This is a genomic window from Helicobacter turcicus (assembly GCF_019711685.1).
GTDB classification, from domain to species: Bacteria; Campylobacterota; Campylobacteria; order Campylobacterales; family Helicobacteraceae; genus Helicobacter_D; species Helicobacter_D turcicus.
In genome coordinates this window covers 1-20,686 of the sequence record NZ_JAIGYQ010000009.1, presented here as the reverse complement: position 1 = coordinate 20,686, position 20,686 = coordinate 1, and the positions used below count along the sequence as shown (strand labels likewise).

The 20,686-nt window shown below is 35.0% G+C and carries 20 protein-coding genes; 3 read left to right on the top strand and 17 right to left on the bottom strand.

Annotated features, from left to right (window positions below; genetic code table 11):
* Position 1: 1 nt before the first annotated feature.
* From K4G57_RS06735 to K4G57_RS06655, 17 genes are all read right to left on the bottom strand, one after another.
* On the bottom strand, positions 2–3,472 hold the full coding sequence (locus tag K4G57_RS06735) for a CDP-glycerol glycerophosphotransferase family protein (RefSeq protein ID WP_221561820.1): 3,471 nt from the start codon (positions 3,470–3,472) through the stop codon (positions 2–4).
* Positions 3,469–4,719: a LicD family protein gene (locus K4G57_RS06730; protein ID WP_221532423.1), complete on the bottom strand. Its 1,251-nt coding sequence runs from the start codon at positions 4,717–4,719 to the stop codon at positions 3,469–3,471. The genes K4G57_RS06735 and K4G57_RS06730 overlap by 4 nt, the downstream gene beginning before the upstream one ends.
* Positions 4,709–5,119: an FAD synthase family protein gene (locus K4G57_RS06725; RefSeq protein WP_236033263.1), complete on the bottom strand. Its 411-nt coding sequence runs from the start codon at positions 5,117–5,119 to the stop codon at positions 4,709–4,711. The genes K4G57_RS06730 and K4G57_RS06725 overlap by 11 nt, the downstream gene beginning before the upstream one ends.
* A gap of 650 nt (positions 5,120–5,769) precedes the next feature.
* Positions 5,770–6,363, bottom strand: coding sequence for a D-glycero-alpha-D-manno-heptose-1,7-bisphosphate 7-phosphatase (locus K4G57_RS06720; RefSeq protein ID WP_221532422.1), 594 nt, complete (start codon positions 6,361–6,363; stop codon positions 5,770–5,772).
* A complete protein-coding gene (locus K4G57_RS06715) occupies positions 6,360–6,908 on the bottom strand; it encodes a queuosine precursor transporter (RefSeq protein ID WP_221532421.1) in 549 nt (182 codons plus the stop codon). The genes K4G57_RS06720 and K4G57_RS06715 overlap by 4 nt, the downstream gene beginning before the upstream one ends.
* Positions 6,909–6,978: 70 nt before the next feature.
* Entirely contained in the window at positions 6,979–7,983 is a 1,005-nt protein-coding gene (locus tag K4G57_RS06710) for an SAM-dependent methyltransferase (protein WP_221532420.1), read from the bottom strand.
* 36 nt (positions 7,984–8,019) lie between these two features.
* Positions 8,020–8,802, bottom strand: coding sequence for a HesA/MoeB/ThiF family protein (locus tag K4G57_RS06705; protein WP_221532419.1), 783 nt, complete (start codon positions 8,800–8,802; stop codon positions 8,020–8,022).
* A complete protein-coding gene (gene asnB / locus K4G57_RS06700; protein ID WP_221532418.1) occupies positions 8,802–10,643 on the bottom strand; it encodes an asparagine synthase (glutamine-hydrolyzing) in 1,842 nt (613 codons plus the stop codon). Before asnB ends, K4G57_RS06705 begins: the two co-directional genes overlap by 1 nt.
* Entirely contained in the window at positions 10,619–12,733 is a 2,115-nt protein-coding gene (locus tag K4G57_RS06695) for an STT3 domain-containing protein (protein ID WP_221532417.1), read from the bottom strand. The genes asnB and K4G57_RS06695 overlap by 25 nt, the downstream gene beginning before the upstream one ends.
* Before the next feature lie 74 nt (positions 12,734–12,807).
* Positions 12,808–13,197 (bottom strand): 30S ribosomal protein S9, encoded by a 390-nt coding sequence (rpsI, locus tag K4G57_RS06690; protein WP_221532416.1) that lies wholly within the window; start codon positions 13,195–13,197, stop codon positions 12,808–12,810.
* A gap of 9 nt (positions 13,198–13,206) precedes the next feature.
* Positions 13,207–13,620, bottom strand: a complete 414-nt coding sequence (rplM, locus tag K4G57_RS06685; protein ID WP_180322675.1) for a 50S ribosomal protein L13 — start codon at positions 13,618–13,620, stop codon at positions 13,207–13,209.
* Positions 13,621–13,868: 248 nt separating this feature from the next.
* On the bottom strand, positions 13,869–14,441 hold the full coding sequence (locus tag K4G57_RS06680) for a MotE family protein (protein WP_236033262.1): 573 nt from the start codon (positions 14,439–14,441) through the stop codon (positions 13,869–13,871).
* 10 nt (positions 14,442–14,451) lie between these two features.
* Positions 14,452–14,877: a flagellar export protein FliJ gene (locus tag K4G57_RS06675; protein WP_221532415.1), complete on the bottom strand. Its 426-nt coding sequence runs from the start codon at positions 14,875–14,877 to the stop codon at positions 14,452–14,454.
* The gene (locus tag K4G57_RS06670) at positions 14,874–16,133 is read right to left on the bottom strand and encodes an adenylosuccinate synthase (RefSeq protein ID WP_221532414.1); all 1,260 of its coding nucleotides are present in this window, start codon (positions 16,131–16,133) and stop codon (positions 14,874–14,876) included. Before K4G57_RS06670 ends, K4G57_RS06675 begins: the two co-directional genes overlap by 4 nt.
* Positions 16,123–17,025, bottom strand: coding sequence for an ATP phosphoribosyltransferase regulatory subunit (locus K4G57_RS06665; RefSeq protein ID WP_221532413.1), 903 nt, complete (start codon positions 17,023–17,025; stop codon positions 16,123–16,125). Before K4G57_RS06665 ends, K4G57_RS06670 begins: the two co-directional genes overlap by 11 nt.
* A gap of 84 nt (positions 17,026–17,109) precedes the next feature.
* Positions 17,110–17,544: a hypothetical protein gene (locus tag K4G57_RS06660; RefSeq protein ID WP_221532412.1), complete on the bottom strand. Its 435-nt coding sequence runs from the start codon at positions 17,542–17,544 to the stop codon at positions 17,110–17,112.
* Positions 17,544–18,350 carry a hypothetical protein gene (locus tag K4G57_RS06655; RefSeq protein ID WP_221532411.1) on the bottom strand — a complete coding sequence of 269 codons (807 nt, stop codon included), beginning with the start codon at positions 18,348–18,350 and terminating at the stop codon, positions 17,544–17,546. Before K4G57_RS06655 ends, K4G57_RS06660 begins: the two co-directional genes overlap by 1 nt.
* Positions 18,351–18,682: 332 nt before the next feature.
* Between K4G57_RS06655 and K4G57_RS06650 the strand changes: the two genes are divergently transcribed.
* From K4G57_RS06650 to K4G57_RS06640, 3 genes are read left to right on the top strand one after another with little or no spacing between them, the layout of a single operon-like run.
* Complete coding sequence (locus K4G57_RS06650) at positions 18,683–19,780, top strand: copper transporter (protein ID WP_221532409.1); 1,098 nt, start codon at positions 18,683–18,685, stop codon at positions 19,778–19,780.
* Positions 19,767–20,321 carry a hypothetical protein gene (locus tag K4G57_RS06645; protein ID WP_221532408.1) on the top strand — a complete coding sequence of 185 codons (555 nt, stop codon included), beginning with the start codon at positions 19,767–19,769 and terminating at the stop codon, positions 20,319–20,321. Before K4G57_RS06650 ends, K4G57_RS06645 begins: the two co-directional genes overlap by 14 nt.
* Positions 20,322–20,600 carry a hypothetical protein gene (locus K4G57_RS06640; protein ID WP_221532407.1) on the top strand — a complete coding sequence of 93 codons (279 nt, stop codon included), beginning with the start codon at positions 20,322–20,324 and terminating at the stop codon, positions 20,598–20,600. It abuts the gene before it with no gap.
* Positions 20,601–20,686: the final 86 nt, after the last annotated feature.

Genomic DNA, 20,686 nt, shown 5'->3' with positions numbered 1-20,686 from the left:
TTTACTCTCCAATTTTTTCTCCAAAAAAGTTTTGGAATTCTTTTTTTCTTTTTTCATTGTAGGTTTTAACATCAAAGTCTAAGAAGTTAAAATCCTTAGTGTAAATCTCCTTAAGCCCTTTAAGTATGCCACTACTGCCACGTGGGACTACAAGCCCATACGCGTTTTCTCCTAGAAAGTCTTTAGCACAAGCAAAATCAGTGCAAAGGATTTTTTTGTGCAAAATCATAGCTTCAGCCAACACGAGGGCTTGCCCCTCGTGTTGGCTGGAAAGCACGAAAATGTCGCTTTGTTTAAGGAAATTATAAGGATTAGGTGCGAATCCAAGCAGAAAAATATATTTTTCTGCTTGGAGTTTTTTCACAAGAATTTCTAAATTTTTCTTTAAAGGTCCATCTCCTAAAATCAAGAGTCTTGTTTTTGGAAATTCTTTATGAAAGCTCACAAAAGCCTCAATCAAGCTTGTCTGATCCTTCTCAACACTTAGCCTTGCTATGTTTATAAAGGTGGTATAGTCTTTTTTGAAATAACCCAAATCCTTTTGAGTAAGAGGAAGCTTTGATTTTTCTAAAACCTCATTATCGTTAATAAAATTAAAAGCTGTTTTGAATTTATCCTCATTGATTCCATAACTTAAAGCCAAATTTTTAGCATTCTGCTCTGTTGTTTGCTCACTCACGCTTAAGAGTGCATCAAATCTTTTATAAAGGTAAAAAATTCCCCTAAGATAGGGGAATCTTTTATAAAACTCTCCTTGCATATCATTATGCAGATAAATGAATTTTTTTGCCTCCGCATAAGCAAAAAGATAGGAAAAATAGCGGTTATAGCCATCATACTGGATCAAGCTATCAAACCTACTCTCACCATAAAGCCTTCTAAACTCCCTTTGCCAAGCTTTAGCAAAAATCTTTTCTTGTGCTGCATTCCTTTCTATAAAAAAATTCCTCATCAACTCATATTCCACAAAACTCAAATTCAAAGTGCCAACCTTAGGCAAAACCTTACAAGAATCTTTTACTTCATTAAACAAAGCGAGTCTTTCAGGAAAAGCGTCAATCCCTCCTTCAATGGCTAAATGAATGCTAAATTTTTCTCTATCAACATTTGCAATAAGGTTTTTAAAAGCCGAAGTTATGCCATTTGCCATAAAGCCGCCTTGAAAAAACAAAAGCTTAGTTTTTTTGCTCATGTTTTTAAAAAGCTTACTTTCATCATAAATGCCAAAAAAGAAAAAGTCAATTACCCTTTGTGTGCTAAGCCCATCATCAAGAGGAAAGAATCTTTCTTTAAGATGAGCAAAAGGCTCTTTAACGTTTAAAAAATTTGTATCACTTAAAAGTGCTTTCACTTCTTTTATGCTAGTAGCTGGTTTTATCCCTAAATCTTGGAAGTTAAAATACATGCCTCTTTGTTGTTGATACTGCATATAATCATAAGCAAAGAAAATAATAGGTCTATTTAAAGGCATAAAATCAAAAGCAATGCTAGAATAATCGGTAATCAAAATATCAACTATGCTCAAAAGCTCGTTAGTATCAATCTCTCTGTCGTTTGCATCGCAAATCCTTTTTTCTTCATCTTCTATATACCTAAGAGTTTCGTGATGCCCTTTAAAAAGGACTTTAAAGGGCATTACGGAAAGCTCTTGCAAGAGCTTCGTGATGTTTTCGTACGCAAAATCTGCATTGCCAAAATGTCCTCTAAAAGTAGGGGCATATAAAAGAACTTTTTCTCCTTCTTTGATACAAAAATGCTCTTTTAAACTTTGTTTTTCTTTTGTAAATTCCTCTTCTTGCTCTTTGGAGAAAGCTTTTTTTAAACTCAAATCAACCCTTGCATAACCACTAATCAAAGCTTTACCACTATAAATTTCATCAATATCATAATCCTTAAGCAAAACATCTTGCATGAATGCATTAGGATTAATAATATGTGTGCTTTGTAGGAAATTCCTTTGGGTGTTGTTATGCTCCATAAAACTTGTTTTGATATGCTTACCCAAAGTTTTAAGTGCTGTGCCATGCCAAGTGTTGAGGTAAAGTTGCCCTTCTTTTCTAAGAAAATAAGGAGGAAAAGTTGTGTTATTGATAAGATATTTTGCACTTGCTAAATATCTTAAATAAAGGTCGCTATTCCTTGAAACAAGAATTAAATTTTTAAGTTTTGCATACTTTTTTTGGATAAAAGAGCTATCAGAAATCACCCAAATATGCGTGTAATCTTTGAATCTTTCATCTTTTAGCAAAGCCTTAAAAATCGCATAAGGATTACAAGACATAAGCCGTCCATGAAAACTTTCATAAAGTATAGTTTTCCATTCAAGCTCTAAATTTTCATAAAAATGCGTGTACATAGCCCTTTGTTTTAAGGTTTTGTTCTTATAAAGATTCATCATAAAGCCCCCCCCCCCCGCACCTTGTGAAATCTGTATAAAAGGAGCGAAATTTATGGTTTGCAAGCTTTCAAAAGTTTTTAAGGCTTCATCTTTTTTGCCTACTTTTTGGAGTGTTAAGCCTAAGCGATAAAACCATTCACTCTTAAAAGAATTTTGCCTTCTTACTGCTTCTTTGTAAGCAAAACTAGCCTTCTCAAACTTGCCTTGCTTTTCACAAACTATGCCTAAATAATAATGGGTTTGAGCATTTTGATAATTAATTTCTAAAGCTTTTTCAAAGAAAAATTCAGCCCTTTCATGCTCACTTAAAATGTCAAAAACTCTAGCAACTTTGTAAAAAAGCTCACTATCCTCACAAGTGTGCAAATCCTCTAAGCAAAGCTTTTCTAAGTCTTTGCTATCTTGTTTATAAATTTTTTCCAAATAAGCATTTTTAGCAAATTCCCATCTTTGATTTTGCTCGTGAAACACGCCCACGCCATATCTTTTAGAATCAAAATCTTCATCATATAAAGTCGCTTTTTTATAAGCTTCTTTTGCTTGGGTTAAATATTCTTCTTTTTGTTCTTCTGTGCTAGCTTTTTCATAAGCAAAACCCATTTCATAGTAAAGCTTACTTAGCATTCCTTTATCTTTGCAAAATTTCAAAGCCTCTTCGTAAGCTTTAGCTGATTGCAAAAAGCGATGCATTTCTAAAAGAGCCCCTGCAAGTTCAAAATACAAAATAAAACTTTTCTTGCCTTCTCTTAGCTCGGTTTCTATATCTATAATGTCTTTCCAATAAAGCCTTTGAGCTTGAATGAAAACTATGTTTGAACTTTGCTCTACGGAGAGCTGTTTCTTCCACTTGGAATTTTGCGGTTTTAATTCTAAGGCTTTTTGAATAAAAAATTCTGCATTAGCATAATCTTGCATTTTGTGGTAACACATGCCCATTTTAAAATAATTTTTTGCAAAGGAGGGGTTAAATTTCCTTGCTTTTTCATAAAACTCTAAAGCTTTTCCATAGTTTTTATCTTTATGGTAAATTTTCATAGCCCAAAGATAAAACACCCAAAATGCCAAAATTTTCATACACATCCTTTTTTAAAATCTAAATATTCTGTAACAAAGCTTTTTTCATTAAGCTCTTTGAGTTTGTCTAAAATCCTTGTCTCATTAAAAAGTGCAAATTCCTTAAATAACGATTCATAAAGACAAATAATAAATTCCTCTTTATTTAAAATTTGCATATTAGGAGTGTCTAAGAAAGTGTAGTAAGTCTTAGAATTTTTGCTTTGCATATAAGTTACGCCATAATTTTCTCTTAAATATAAATCATAATCTTTAGGGGCTAAATACTTTTTCCCTAAGAATTCATATTCACAAAGCTCAAAAGCTGTATTTTTCCACCTTACAAAATCTCCATCATGATAAATAAAGCCGTGTTCTTCAAAATGCAAAAACACATCAATATAGATTCCATTTAAATGATAAAGTTGCACTCCCCCTTGATAATGCGGATTTTTTAAAACAAAACAAGGACTTTTTGTAAAAATTTCATGCAAACTTTCAAGACTCACCCCAAACACCCCTACATCAATGTCATAATCATGCTCTATAAAGCTTTTTGACCGCACACAACCCAAAAAAACTCCGCTGATTAAAAACATCGTTATTTTATTAAGGGCTAAAAGCTCTGCTAAATCCTCTAAAGCTTCTTTAGCGTCTTTTGTGCGCATTATTTGTTTGGCTTGAAATTTTTTTCTAGGATTTTTTAAAAAAAGAAATAAAGACTCTTTTAAAAACTGCTTTGCAAACTGGTATTCTTTAGCATTAATTGCTGCTTGTGCAAGCCATTTCAAAAACTCTTTTTTGTTATTTTGAAAATGAGCAAAATTGTCTTTATTTTCATCAAAAAGTTTTTTTACAAGTGCAAATTCTTCTTTATTGGTGCTTAAATTCACAAGCTCTATAAAGCCCTTGAGCCTAGAGAAACTTTTAAGACTTTGTTCCAAAAGCAAAAAGGCTTGTTCTTTTTGTCCCAAAAGGCTTAAAACTCTTGCTTTCAAATAGCAAATATCGGGATTTTTGTTTGGTTTTAAGGATTCAAGCAAAAATAAAGCTTTATGAAAATCACCTTTAAAATACTCTATTTTAGCCTTATAAAAAAGACTAATATCTTGTTTAAAAATACTTAAAATTTTAAGGATTAAAAAAGCCTTTTTTTGAGTTTTGAGACTTTGAAAATAATATTCAAAAAAAGCACACAAAAGCCGCGTAATGAAAAATTCGCCTTTTGTTTCAATAAAAGCTTTTTTTAAGCTTGCTTTAAAAGTCATTTTTGATTCTTTGTAAAAGTTCGCTTGTAGAGATATTTTTCGTTCGTGGAAGGTATATAACTTCGCAAATATCTGCAAATTCATCAAATTTTCCAGACCAATCATCACCCATTACTAAAATATCGGCTTCATAACGCAATAAATACTGCCTTTTTAATTCTAAGGATTCTTCTAAGAAAACACTATTAACACATTTTAAAGAAGCTACAATATGGGCTCTCTCAAACTCATTCATAATAGGAAGACGAGATTTTTTAGCAAAATTAAGACTATCAGAAGATATGCCTACAAAAAGTTCATCACCTAATTTTGCAGCCCTTTGCAAAAGCTTTAAATGTCCAAAATGGAATAAATCAAAAGTGCCAAAAGTAAGAACCCTTTTGCGATTTAAATGCAACAATTAAAAACCTTAAAATAAATTTACTATTGAAAATTGCACTTTTCAAACTTTTTTAAGCGGTTGTTGCAGGGTTATTCAAGGGGGTTGTTATGTTTGTGAGAGATTTAATTGCAAAAAGAATTTGTTAGCAAGGTTTATCGTAGAAGATTCTACAATGCGAAGTCCTTATTCTTGCAGTGAGGGCATTTAACTTTTTGTGAGCTAGTGGAGTGCATAAACTAATGCATTTTTCTTTGTGAAAATGAAAAACATGAAAAGGCGAATCGTCACCATTCTAAGAAATAGCCACATTGTCTAACTTGAAAGATTTATCTAATGCCACACCTTGATTAATAAATAAGTTTGAATCTTTTCTAAAGTATTTGGATAGCATTTTTGATTCTACGAGATCTTATTCAAATATCCTACTTGACAACCCCCCCCCAATGAAAGTTTCAAAAGCACTAAAGTCTGTCATATAACCTGATCTTTGTTAAGGTTACAGGTTTATTCCCACTTTTAGTTATGATAGAGTGCAATGTATCTTGTATAGATTTTCATAAGGTTGTTTGCTATTTGTCATCATATATCTGACAAAAAATTTTGAAGTATTAAAAGCAAACAGAACTTAGACTAAATTTGTCTGTGATGATTTGGTCTAAGTTTGCAGCTCAATGCAGAGAATCGTTCCTTTGGATAATCTTTGCTGCTTCTTTTAGGTTTTTAACTTTATGTGTTGCGTTTGGGGCTTCTGTGTTGCCTATAAAAATGCGTGTTTCTATCCCCACTTTAAGCCCCGCTTGCATATCTGTATCTTTATCTCCTAAAATATAGGAATCGCAATCTTTAATGTTTAGGTGAAATTCCTTAATGGCTTGCTCTAGCATTGCAGAATTTGGCTTACGACAAGAACAATGCTCTTCTTCAGTATGTGGGCAGAAATACACTCCATCAAAGCCTATATTTTTAGGCATAAATCCACTTTCGCGCAAAGGAATCATAAGGGAAGATTTTATGCAGCTTTGCATAAAGGAAGTTAGGATATTAAAGTCTTTTTGTGTAAAGATTCCGCGATGAATTCCTGACTGATTTGTAACAATAAAGCAGAGTGCATCTTGTTTTTTGAGCTCTAAGAAAAGCTCCATAAAATGGGGCGCAAAGTAAAAGGTGTCAATTTTATAGCCATAAGGAGCGTCCTCTAAATTTACCACTCCATCGCGGTCAAAAAACACAACCTTACGTTTTTGAATATTTGTTAGATTCATCGTGCAAACACTCCAAATAACTTTTGCATTTTAATTCCAAAGAGATAAAATAGCGGAGTATTTGCGAAAGCAAAAATGAATTTCATTACATAATCCCCAAGCATTAACATTAGCACATTTTGCCAAGGCATTACAAATAAAAATGCAATATGGAAGAAAATCATTGTATCAATGAATTGTGAAAATGCTGTGCTTCCAGCACTTCTTAGCCACCAAATTTTTGGTAGCTTTGCTTTAATCCAATAAAACGCATACACATCGGCTTGTTGGGAGATGAAAAATGCACTTACGCTTGCAATTGCGATTCTAAACTCCGCTAAGAGCATGGAGGGGATAAATGCAAAAAGGATTCCAATGCGGACGACTTTTAGCACTTCTTTCCTTGTGTAACGTTCTGCTAAAATATCCGCTAAAAGAAAAGTGAAAGGATAAGTTAGCGCACCATAGGTAAAAAAGTCATTGAGTGGAAATTGCACAAGATAATTTGAAGCGACAATTAAGGTTGTAAAAATCATCGCAGAAAAAATCATAACAGCATTAGACATTAAAAAGCCTTTACAAATTTTAGTTGCGCATTGTATGCTGTTAGAGTTTAAGAATCCATAAGAGTGTATTTTAGAAATTGGCAAAAGCAAAGCCAAAAAATCTCTCCCCAAAGGCTCCCGGAGATATTAGTGTGCGAAGTTTTCCGCTTTGAAGCATGTAGGATTCTAATCCAAACTTCTCAATATACCAAGAGCACATTTTGTCTAGACCCATTTCTACAAGTGTGCGATTTTGGCGGTGGAGAAACCAAGTTTTGCCCCCAGCACACAAAAAGGCTTCCTGCCAAAGTGCGAAATTAACATCATAGGTTATATCTGTTAGTCCAAAGTTTTTTAATAATCTTTGATTGTAATTTTTTGTTGTGGAGTCCAAAAAAAGATTTTCTGTTGTGTGGTTTTGATAAAAACGCAAGGAAAACGCGTTACGTGGTTTTAAATCTCCATAATCAAAACCCAAAAACAGCCATTTTGGAGCAGAATCCGCAAGATTTTTTGCAAAACTAAAAGCATGCATTGGAATTTCTCCAATAGAGATTTTAAATAAATCTGCTAATTCTAGCATTTCTTCACTGGCGGGTTTAAAAGTAAGCTTTAGGGTTTCTTTGTTGATAAAAGCCATAGTATTGTGCCAAAGTATCTCACAAGCAAAAGCGTCTAAAAGTTCATTGCTAAGGAATAAAATATAATCATAATTGCATGCTTTTAAAGCATTAAAATCGCAAATGCAACTAATATTTAAATTACGTGTTTTAAAAGTGTTTTGTTGTAAGTTTTGTAAGGAAATGAGTGGTTCTAATGTTAGAAAATCTAGCATTAAATGTGCATCAAATTGTGCAAAAAATTCTGCTACATCAGAGATTAAATCCCCCTTTTCACTACCGATTTCAACGATTGCGATTCTACCTTTTAGAGAGTTTTGCATAAGAATAGTATGCAAGTAGTAGCCGATACAATACCCAAAAAATTTTCCCACACTCACATTTGTATAGAAATCCCCTAAAGTCCCAATACGAGCGGTGTGATAATAGCCTATTGTTCCAAAAATAGCCCCTTCCCCATAGAGCCACTCTTGCATAAAATTACCAAAGGTTAATTCATTAGATTTGAGCATTTACTGATAGAGTGTAGCATCAAGGCTTGTAATTCCATTTTCTCCGCAGACACGGCAGGTTGGATTGCGTTTAATTGCAATTGTTCTAAAGTCCATTGAACGTACATCGCAGGTTAGAAGCCTATCAAAAAGAGGCTCACCAACTCCTGTGATAATTTTTATCACCTCATTAGCTTCAATACAACCAAATAGCCCAGCCACAGCGCCAAGAATCCCTGCTGTAGCACCCGTTGGCATTGTAATTTTTGGAGGCTCATTAAACAAACAGGCATAACACGCACTAGTCTTTGGTTTAATACTCATTGCTTGTCCGCTAAAGGCAAGCGCACTTGCACGTACTAAGATTTTATTGGCTAACACACAGGCGTCGTTAATCAAAAATTTTGCACTAAATACATCGGTAGCTTCCACGATAATATCATAATTCTTAATATATGTTAAGATGTTTTGTGTATTTAGTCGTTCCTCAATGCGCTGTAAATTTAATGTAGGATTGAGCGCGTAAAGTTTTTCATAGGCAGATTTTGCTTTATTTTTATTAATATCTTGCGTATTGTGCAGAATTTGTCGTTGTAAATTGCTTGTATCTACAACATCACCATCGCAAATTCCAATATTTCCAACTCCAGCAGCTGTTAGATAATATAAAATGGGTGAACCAAGCCCACCAGCACCAACTACAAAAACGCGTGCTTTTTTTAGCTTTAATTGCCCAGCCTGTCCGATTCCAGCTAGCACAATGTTGCGGTTATACCGCTCTAATTCTTCTTGTGTCAATTCCATTATAACTTCTTATATTGATTTTGATACCACACTTCAAGCACAAATAAGCTCCAAAGCATTTTTGCACGCTTTTCTTTGGGATAAAGATGTGGTTTAAAACAAAGGGATTCTAGCGTATTTTTCCCTAAAAATTCTTGTGCGATTTTTGGTGTTTGTAGTGTTTCTAGGATTAAAGGCTTAAGCTCACCATCAACCCAAGTTGTCAAAGGCACTTCAAAGCCGCGTTTTGGAGCGCTACAAACAGCTTCATCAAGGTATTTTTTCGCAAGTTTTCTAAGAAGATATTTTGTAACATTTTTGCGCACTTTTAAGCTGTCATCTAAGCGTGGGGCAAACTCCACAAGGCTTTTAGAGAGGAATGGGGAGCGAGCCTCTAAGGAATGTGCCATTGTAGCGATGTCCATTTTGGGCAATAAATCACAAAGGAGAAGGTTTTGCGCGTCTAAAAGTAACATTTTAGAAAGTGGCGAGAGATTGCTTTTAAAAATAGATTCCACCTTAACTTTGAAGCTAGGATACACAGGAAAATCATAGAATCCCACAAAAATATCTGTTGTTGCACACAAATAATATTCTAATAAATCTTTCTTATAGGCATTTGCCATCTGTAAAAGGCGGTAGAAATAGTTGTATAAAGACTGCTTTGCCTTTGGATTTGGAAGTAAGTTTGCAAAAAAACTAAAGGGTAGAATCTTGTTTAAGAGCAAATGCCCCACATAGCGCCTATATCCTCCAAAGAATTCATCAGCACCATCGCCATTTAAAATTACGCTTAAGTGCTCTTTTGCGGCTTTTGCAACATAAAAACTAGGGATTGCTGAACTATCAAAAAACGGGCGTCCATAGTTTTGCAGAATCTTTGGGACGTCATCTTTTAGATTTGTGCTAATTTTTAGTGTTGTATGGAGTGTATTGTAACGTTTGGCGGTAGCTTCTGCGAGGATAGATTCATCAAAGCTAGAATTCTCAAAACTTATAGTAAATGTGCGAAGCTTTGGTGTAATTTGCGAACCTAGAGCTACAATAAGTGAGCTATCAATTCCTCCACTTAAAAATGCACCCACCTCTAAATCAGAGGATTCTATGCGGTTTTGTATGCTCTGCTTTAGGAGAGTTTCACAAGTTTGCAAGGCTTCGTTTTCATCAGTGATTTTTGGGGCTGCATAGCAGGATTTCAAATCAAAATAAGGCTTAATTTCTAAGGAGTGTGTGGCTAAATTTAGGATTCCATAGCTTGCATTAGGAAGAGCAAAGACGTTTTTATAAGACGTGTTATCGCAGTAGAAAAAGCCACTTTGGAGATAAAAATTTAGCGCATCAAAGTCGATTTCCAAAGGACGTTCTACTAGGATTTGTAGTGTGTTAAGCTCACTTGCAAAGGCAAATTGTGTGGAATCTTGATAAAGAAATAGGGGTTTTTTGCCCATTCTATCGCGTGCAAAATAGATTTTTTGTGTAGCTTTATCAAAAAGTGCTAAAGCAAACATTCCATCAAAGGCATTGAGATTTTCTAAAAATGTTTCCCCAAAACGTGCAAATAGTGCAAGAATCGTTTCTGTATCACTATGGGTTTTAAAAGGAAAATCAAGATTTTTTCTAAATTCTAAATGGTTATAAATTTCTCCATTAAACACCAAGCACAAATTGTCATACTCCATTGGCTGATGTGCTAGAGGACTTAGATCTTGAATGCTTAGACGTGCATGAAAAAATTGCAATAAGCCCCATTTTGTGGAGTCATAAAATGCACCTTTGGAGTCTGGACCCCTATGGTGCATTAGCTCGCAAATGTGTTCTAGGGGAAGTTTTTGTGTGTTTAATGAGCCGGCAATTCCGCACATTTAGAATCCTTTAGGTGATATATGCGCACATTTTTGCCACTAGCGCATATATTTTGGGGAAGTTTTTGAAAAATCATTGCAGAAATGATATTACTTTTTAGATAATCTGTGTCCAATAGCAGTGAATTTTGCCCAAAATTAATCTGTGTCAAAGGTGTTTTTGAGGCACTAAAAAATGTATGTGTATAGAAATATTGATAGATATTAATTTCTTGATTTATTTTGTAATTTAGCGAATTTTTCGTGTTATTAAAATAGGCAAAAATACCAGAATCCTTTAGGGGTTTGCCAGTTTTTAGATTGAGATTTGCAAAAGTGTTGATGTTCGCAAGTAGCGGTAAAACACGCATTGGAAGCACCCAATATACTTGTGCATTATTTGCTAAAGGTCTATTTTGATAATCTTGTTTTAAGGAATCTAAAAAATCTTGAGGGCTTTTATCTTTTAGCATTAATGCAAAAATCTGATTCCACATTTTTTTAGGTGTATTTTGTAGGTTTTGGGCTAAAAGTAGTGAGAAGTTATAAAAAAGTTTTGGTGAGTTGCTTAGCAAAATCTTTGCAATAGGATAATTAACCGCTCCAGAATGACGTCCTCCATCTAAAAAAATTTGTGCCTTTGTGTAGTAACGTAACGCATAGCCATAATCCCACCATGAAAAGATAAAGTCATTTGCGCTAAGTTTGGAATCTAGGATTTTAAATGCGTGGATTTCTTCTGCGGATAAAATGGGTTTTGGGATAGAATAGCGCAGAGTTGTGAGTGATAGGGGCAAAATAATTGCACTTGCAAAGACGCAAAGGGGCAAGTAGCGGTAACATTTTGAAAAGAAAATAAGCAAAAATAGTGTAATTCCAAGAGAAACAATGGGTGTTAAAAAGAAACTAAAACGTACCCCAAGATTAAGAGAATAGAATCCTAGAATACAAAAAGGAAGCAAAAAAATGCTTAGGTAGAGAATAGGTCTGCTAGGGTTTTTGCGTGCAATAAACATTTTAAAAAAGACAAAGGCGGCATTATAAAGCAGTGCCCCAAAACCTAGTATCCCAAGCATAAAAATTAAGATTCCACCATTGCGTGCAATAAGCACAGATAACGTAGTGGGGCTTGTCTCTAAAATTGTATTAACAACAGAGGCAAAGATAAAGTCGCTTGTATGTTGTGTCGCACCAAAAATATAAGCGTTAATTTGCGCAATAAGGGGATTAAATAAGTCAAAAGCAATGGCGTAAATTATTGAGATTCCAAAATAGAGCCAAATACCTTTTGGGCAGAATCTAAAAGCTAAAAGTAAGGCAATAAGCACAATAAAACAGGGTGCAGAGGGTGTTAAAATCACAAAGAAACTACTAGCAAGCATTAAGCTTTCTTGTGAAATAGAACGAAATCGCAAGGCACAGAGGATTTCTAGAATTAAAAATAACAAGAATCCTAATAAAAATATATTTTGGATTCCATTATGCCAGTTTATTGCAAGAAACCCAAAAGCAGCAAATAGGACAAGGTAGCTAAATCGTGTTGCGTTTGTGAATTTGAGTAAGAAAAATAATGCGCACAAAGGAAGGGTTAGTAAGAGCATATCTGTATCAAAATATCCAGCCCCAACGCGTTGATAAAAGCTAGGCAAAAACAGAGCAATTAGACTTGCTAAAAAGGCGGTAAATGCTAGGAGATTGTTACAAAAATAACGTTTTTGAGATAGAAGATTTAACACAAAATAATTTAGTGCATACATTATAGGAGCAAGTGTTGCACTAAAAATCACACTAGCAAAACTTAGAACAAAGCTTAAAGAGGTGTATTTAGCAAGGATTCCGCCTAAAATAGACAAAAAGGGCAACATAGATAGTGCATTGAATGTATAAAAATTTGGTGATTTTAAGAATTCTAAAAACTCTCTTGTGCCTTTTGCATAATGGTAGGCATCAAAAGAAGTAAGGATTAGTGTGCCATCTACGAAGTTTTTGGGGTCGTCTAAAAGAAGTTTAAAATCTAAATAATGGAATCCAAAATGAATACTGCAAAGAATAGTAATAAAAATAAAGTGTAAAAAGCGTATATTTTGGGGTAGGAAAATAGTTTTTAGCATAATGCGTAAAATGCGCTTCCAAAATACCAAAAGATTCGGATAAGAACCCCAAAAGGGCTCTGTAATAAAGCCATTTATCTCTTTGAGAATTGTGGGCTTCTTCTTGCTTTGCGTTTGCCGTATTTTTTACGCTCAACAACTCTAGAATCACGCGTTAATAAGCCTTTTGGTTTAAGGATTGCTCTGAAGTTTGTATCATACAGGGCTAGAGCTTTAGAGATTCCATGTCGCAATGCTTCAGCTTGCGCGGAATAACCACTGCCATGTGTAAGTGCTACAATATCAACGCTTTTTTCTTGTTTTGTGAGTAATAAAGGCTGCATAACTTTCATTTTGATAGCCTCATGCCCACCAAGCCAATCGTTAAGATTCGTATCGTTAATGCTTAATTTTCCGCTTCCTGGAGCTAACCAAACTTTTGCAATTGCTGTTTTTCTTTTTCCTGTTGCATAAATTTTTGCCATTCTCAATCCTTATTTTGAAACTTGTGCGCTGTGTGGATGATTTGCATCACAATAAACTTTTAACTTTTTGAGCATTGCGCGTCCTAATTTTGTCTTAGGAAGCATACCGCGAACAGCAAGCTTATAAAGCTTTTCGGGGTGTTTTTCTAACATTTCTTTCAGTGTTTTGGATTTTGTGCTTCCAAAATACCCAGAGTGCGTGAAGTATTCTTTGTCCTCTAGCTTCATTCCGCTAAATTTAGCTTTTGGCGCGTTAATCACGATGACAAAATCTCCACAATCTACATTTGGTGTATAAAGTGGCTTATGCTTACCTCTAAGGAGTGTTGCGATTTCTGTGATGAGACGACCAAATGTCTTACCTTCTGCATCTAAAACAACCCATTCGCGTTTAATTTCATTGGCTTTTGCCATTTTGGTAATATTCATTGCATTGCCTTTCTTAAAAATATTATGACTTAAAAAGCCCAAAAACTCTTTTTGGGATAAAGGTCGCAATTATATCGGAGTTATATTAAATATAGCTTAATTTAAGTTATAATTTATGAAGTAATTCACTAGGAATTGTGCGGTAATTTCGCAGAAACTTACGGCGTTAGTGCAATGTTGATGGAATCGCAAATCTGACAAGCTTACGATTTTAGATTGGCTATCGCATATATTTTGTGGTGCTAGTTTTGAGTTTCTTGCATCTCTTTGGAATCCTCTTTAAAAGGAGGACCTTTTTGCAAGAGCATTGTGAGTGTTGCTGCTTTTTGAGGATCCATTTTTGCTAGAATCTTGCTTATAATTTTTGTATCTAAAGAGAATAGAATCGTAGCAGCTTCATCATCGGATAAACTTTGCAAAATTGTAGCGGATTTAGAGTCTTTCATTGTGGCATAAGTTTCGCCAATTTTGCTTTGTGTAATGCCTTTTATCTCTTTTAAAATTTCCTCGTTGCGCTTAAGTAGGCGCTCAATTTTTTCCTGACGTTCTTGAATGTCTTTTTGTGTCTGGGCGATGGCTAGTTCGCGTTTTTTGAGGTCTTGTTCTTTTTGGTCAAGCACATTTTGTGTTGCGCTTTGGAGAGCTTGCAAGGCTTGTTGTTGTTCGTCAATTCTTTCAAGCTCCCTTAGAATCTCACCTTTGCGTTGTTCAAAAATGATATTGCAGTCAATGACTTGGTTGCTTTGTGCTGCATTAAGGCAGAAAGGGAACATAAGGGCATAAAGCATACTTGGAAAACGAAAAGAGTGTTTCATAAGATTCCTTTTAGTGTTTGTCTTTGTTGTTTGCATGAAGCATTACAGAAATTTCATCTAAATTTCTGTTTTCTTGAATACGTGCTTTATCAAGCATTTTTTTTACCTCTAAACCATCTAAATATTTCGCCTTTTCATACTCTACATTTTGGAGTTTGAAGTGCTCTTGAAGGGCTTTTTTTTCTTGTTTTAGCTCTGCTAATTCCTGCATTTTAAAATCAATGCTAGAGCGGTATTCTTCTTTGTGATGGACAAAGGTCAAAAAAGCTTGATAGATTCCATTTTGTGGCTCTTTTAGTGTGGCAAATTCTTGCACAAGCGCATCAATCTCGCCTTGCTTAGCAATGATGTGCCGGGCATTTTTTTGGAGCATTAATTCTGCCTCATCTACTTTTTTTTTGCGCAAAAGCACAAGTTGTGTGAATTTTGTTTTCATCTAAAAATCGTATCATTTCTATCAGGACTTGTAGAAATCATTGTGATTTTTACGCCGATAAATTGCTCTAGGGCTAAAATATAGTCTTGTGCATCTTTTGGAAGTTTTGCAAATTCTCTAACACCAGCAGTTTTATCCCACCCTTTAAAGCTTTGATAAATCGGCGTAACCTGCGCTAAATCGTTTGGAAAATCTTTTAAAACATTCCCTTTCTTGTCTTTATAGCCGGTGCAAACTTGGATACTTGCAAATCCGTCTAATACATCAAGCTTCATCATTGCAAGTGCGCTAACTCCATTAATGCGACAAGCATATTTCACCGCCATTGCATCTAGCCAACCGCAACGTCTTGCGCGTCCTGTTGTTACACCAAATTCACCGCCTTTTGTGCGCAAAGTTTCACCAATTTCGCCTTCTTCCTCTGTTGGAAAAGGTCCATTGCCTACACGTGTACAATAAGCCTTCGTGATTCCGATGACTTCGCCTAGCTCTCTTGGCGCGATTCCTGTTCCACTGCATGCTCCTGCTGCTGTTGTTGTGGAGCTTGTTACAAAAGGATAAGTTCCAAAGTCGATATCTAACATGCTGCCTTGCGCACCCTCGCATAGAATTTTTTCGTTATTGTCCATTGCCTTCCATAGCATTGCAGTTGTGTTTGCAAGATAAGGCAAAAGTGCCTTAGCATAAGAGTCAAGTTCAGTTTTAATGTCTTCAAAAGTAGGAGTTGGAATCACAATTCCTTTTGCACTCAAGCTTTGGAATTTTTCTAGCACTCTTTGTGCTAAGGATTCTGTGTTTTTTAGCTCTTCAATACGGATTCCATTGCGAGAGACTTTATCAGTGTATGCTGGTCCAATTCCCTTGCCTGTTGTGCCAATAGCTACTTTTGCACTTTTTTCATTAAGTTGGTCAAGCAACTCATGATAGGATAAGATTAAGTGTGCCTTTGCACTAATAAACAAGCGTCCTTGTAGTCCGCCATGCATGTTTTCAAATTGAGCCATTTCTGTGATTAATGCTTTTGGGCTAATAACAACACCACTGCCGATGATATTTTTACAATTTGGGTAGAGAATGCCCGAAGGGATTAGGTGTAGAGCATATTTCTTTCCCTCTGTAACAATAGTGTGTCCAGCATTATGTCCCCCTTGATAACGCACGACATAGGCATAGTTGCGCGCAAGCAAATCCACCATTTTTCCCTTACCTTCATCCCCCCATTGAATCCCTACAATTAAATCTGCTTTACTCACCATCACTCCTTAATAAATATTGGATTAAATCATCTGTGTAGATTCCAAAACCGCAAGCATTTTGTCCTAAAATCGTGTATTCTCCACCCATAATTAAAGTTGCATTCTCTGCAAAGAATCTAAAAAACAATCCAGTGTAATAGTGCATTGGTGCATAATACAGCGGCGAGATAATGCAATTTGCATACGGGATTGCTTTTGCAAGGTTTAAGAGTTGCTCTAAAGCATTATTTAGATTCTGTGGTAAATTGTTGTGGTGTTGCATAAAATTTTGCAGAGATTCTGCATTATGCACACACAAAAGCTCTTGCATAAGAGGATTTGCGCTAGTTATTGCATCCACATCAATTTTTTCAAAAGCAATGAGTGGAATCCCAAAAGTTTCTGCGCAAATTTGTGGGATTTTTACATTAGCAAGTTGTAAGAATAGCTTGTGATTTTCTTTGTTTGTTAAACTAGAATTTTTAGAATTTGAAAAATTGGATTCTAAAACACCCAAAGACATTGCAATAAAATGCGCAATATCGCAATTCTCTAAGTTTTCTACACCAATTTGATGAATCTCAGTTGTAGGATAAATAAAAATCGGTTGGATATAAAACCAACGCTTATTTAGTGCATTCTCGCGCAAATGTGGTGCTAAAAGACGGATTGTGTCAATAGTGGAATCATTACGCAATGCGATTTGGTGATTGTATTGGTTGTTTGTGCGAACGACTTCACGGCTTTGTGTATCACGTTGATGTTCCAAATATGCAAAAGTCGGCGTGATAATCTCTTCATACCCATTTTGATAAAGAATCGCACTAGCAAGGGCTTCAATCTCACGTTTTAGACGTGCATTTTTGCCAAAATAGAGTTTGCAACCCTGTGGAATCTCGTGGCTTAAAATCACAAAATTTCCTTCATAATTTCTAATCTAAATAAGAAAGCATTGTAGCATATTTTAAATGAAACTTTGCGCTAGTGGCTTTAAGGCTCAAAGCTCAAGTGATAAAATAAAATTTCTTCTTGTGGAAAATTCTTGCAAAAACTCCTTGCTAGAGTCGCGGTAGATTCCAAAAACATCCACAAAATAATAAGCAATAGTTGAGGGTTGTGGCATTTGTAAAGCGTTTGTTTGGGGAGGTGTTTGCATTAGTGTCGGGGTGAATTGCTTTAAGACAATAATATAGTGATAATCACCAATTTGCAAAGAAAGCTCTGTGAAATTAATCGATGTTAAGCTTTTATTTTTTAATTGGATTTTTAAAGCTTCTTTGATGCTAACTAAATGAAGGTCTAGCCATAAAATGCGCGCGTTTAAATCTTCTAATGTATGGCTTTTTTGCTCAAATTTTGTAGAGAGAATTAGCACAAATGCTCCTAAAATCACAAAAAGCATCAAAGGCAGTAAGATAATGCCTTTATGCATCATAGTTCCACAATTATCGTGCTGGCACAATAGGAATCCTTTTCTAAACATAGGTGAGCATAAAGCCCTAAATGATGAGATTTTAGACTAAAATGACTTAGATTTTCAAGGAGTAAAGTTTTATTGCCATTTTGCTCTAAGATAATAGAATTACTAAAGTGTAAAAGTGTGGGAGAGTTTAGAAAATAAAGCTGTGGGGAAATCTTGGTGAGAGGTTGGAGTCTTAACGTTGATGGGAGTTCTAACGTGATAGAATCTGTGTTTAGGGCTAAAATTTTGCCTTGAAAATTCGGATTATAAAAATCCTGTGGAGCGATGAATTCTTCAGTAATTAAAAGGGCTGTTTTTGGAATCTTAAAATCACATGTTGTATTAGCACTAGAGGGTTGTGAGAGTTTTAGGAAATCTAGAGTTAAGGTATTATTTTTAACCTGCACACTTTTTGGGTTAAAAATCCCATGAAAACAAGGAATTGCAAAATCCCCATGCAAAGAAAAATGTTCTAATTTTTCATAAAAAATGAGCGATTCTCCAATGAGATTTTTTGGAGTTGTGGAGATTTGCGCACCGGAAGGGTTAGATAAAATTTGCAAGCTTTTTAGTTGCGCGTTTTCTAAGAGCCTTTTAATCTGTAAAAGCGCATTTTGTGCTTTTAATTGTTTTTGAAAACTTTGGCTTTTTAAGCTGTAATTTTGATAGATTCCTAGCAGTAATTTTGCGCTAAAGATTCCAAAAACTCCCAATAATAAAATAGCAAGTAGGACTTCTAATAATGTAAAAGCGCTTCTTTTTAAGTTTTTTGGCATTTAATAGGCTTTGGTAGCATTGATTTCAAAAAGTGGAGTAAGGGGAGGAATGTTGGAATCTAAAATGCAATTTGGAGATATTTTGTTACAAAAAGTTACAGATTCATAGGAATAATTGTGTGTATTTTGCGGGTTTTTACTATGATTTTGTTTAAGATTTCCCAAAACTCCCAAGATAGCCACACCTAAAACTACCATAAAAACTAAAAATTCTAAAAGTGCAAATGCTTTCATAAAAGGATTATATAAGTTTCTTTAAAAAAGTAAAATTTATTTTATGTGTGTTAATTTTAAGTTTTAAAATCAAAATAAAACTCAAGGAATTGTGATTTTTGAAGTGTTTTAAGAGTGATTGCATAATATTTTATACGTTATTTTTAAGCGATAAAGAAATGCAAGATCAAGCAAATAGCGAGAATTTGCGTGATTTTTTGGAAGCAAAAATTTGCGTGGTGTTAAATTTACCAAAAGAGCATGAATATTTTTTGCATTATACTTTATCTGATAGTGGCACTGCTTACCATTGTGTGCTACTAGATAAGGAAACCTTGAAGGATTATACCAGTAGTGCTGAAGAGTTTCTAAGCCATCCTTGTTTTTTGTGTGCGCAATTTGTTAGGGAGGGTTATGTTTTGATAAAGGATGGGAATCTCAATTGGGTGTTTGTGGGATTTAAAGAGCAAAATATTGTGGATTTTTATGCGCTAGAAAATTTGGGGGAAGTGCGCAAGAAGTTAGAAACATTGGGCTTAAATGCGTTTTGGTTATGGGAAGTGGGTGACCTTACTTGCCATGAGAGAGAAATTTTAAAGGATATGGAATCTAAATTTTCTAGGCATCACATTGCGCAAACCTTAGAAAATATGGAGTTGTTAGAGTCTTATAACTTTAATCCCTTAGAAAAATCTTTGCCCTTTTTGCAAACGCGCACAGGAGGAGCGTTTAAGTGTTTGGTCGCAGGAGTTGCGCTTGGGATTGCTCTAGGGGCTGTGTTCATCTTAGTTGGGTTGTTAAAACAAAGAGAAAATACGGGGTTGCAATTGCAAATTAGCACATTGCAAAGTGAGCTTGAGAGACTTAGTGAAAATCGCACACAAGCTCAAAATGAGCTAATAGGTTTGCAAGAAAAATTAGAATCTTTGTGGAGTGTTTATCATTCTAATGCGGAATCTTTAAAGGATTTTGGTGAAGCGGATTTTCAAGTGGCGCAATTAATACTTACATTAAATCCGCATTTGGAAAAATTTAATGTGAAAATTGCATATTTTGGGGTGGAGCAGGAGAGTTTTGCCTTGTTGCTTTTTGGGGTAAATGCACTAAAAGTTTTGGAGGCGGTAGAGAAAGAATCGCTAGGCGAGATTCAAACAATGGGAGCTTATGGGGAGTTCGTGTGGAGTGCAATTAAAGGAAACAAAAATGGAAATTCCTAACTTGCAAATAGAATCTTTTTTGCAAGAACGTTCAAGACGGGAAATGGTGCTGCTTTTTGTGCTGTGTTTTGTGCTAGGATTTGCACTTGTTGTAATGTTATTATCTAAGAGTGTGCAAAATACAATTACAAATCAAAATGCACAAAATGCACAACTCAATCATAGGCTATTTGCATTGCAAAATGCTATTACAACACAGAGTAATCTCAATGCACAAGATACACAAACCATTCGCAAAGAAATCGCAATAATGGAACAAAAAATTATGCAGCAAGAGGAGAGAAAAAGGCTTGCGTTGGAGAGGTTTGGTGTGTATTTTTTAAGAGAATTAGCAGATAGTAATGCACTCTATAATGTGGAGATTGCGCAAGAAAATGGACGGATAAATTTTGGAGCGAGGGGAAAATATCACGCAATGTTAAACTTTTTGGAATCTTTGCAAACGCAACCTAAGCTATCTCTTTTTGCGATGCAACTTTATCCAAGCTCAAGTGCTAGAGATTTGACACTTTTTGCAACTTTGCAGATTCAAGGGGAGTAGTTGCGCTATTTAATACTTTTTTTATTGATTCAAGTGCTTTTTTGCGACCCATTTTATTACGGAACTAAGGATTTTGGGGAATTAAAACTCTTTGGAATACTGCATACTAAGGCAAATATCAATGGAAATTGGGTTATGCTAAATGCAAAATTCACACATGCACAGACAAATTTCAAATTACTAGCACTGCAAGACTCTTGCGTGATTGTAGAAAATACGGATTCTAAAAACAAACAAAGGTTATGCAAGGAAAAGCCTAAATTTATCAAGAAAAAGTAATAGGTAAGGGAGGATAAGTTGCGGTTTTTAGTGATTTTTCTGTGTTTGTTTGGGGGAGAACTTTTTGCATGTAAGGAACGTGTGTT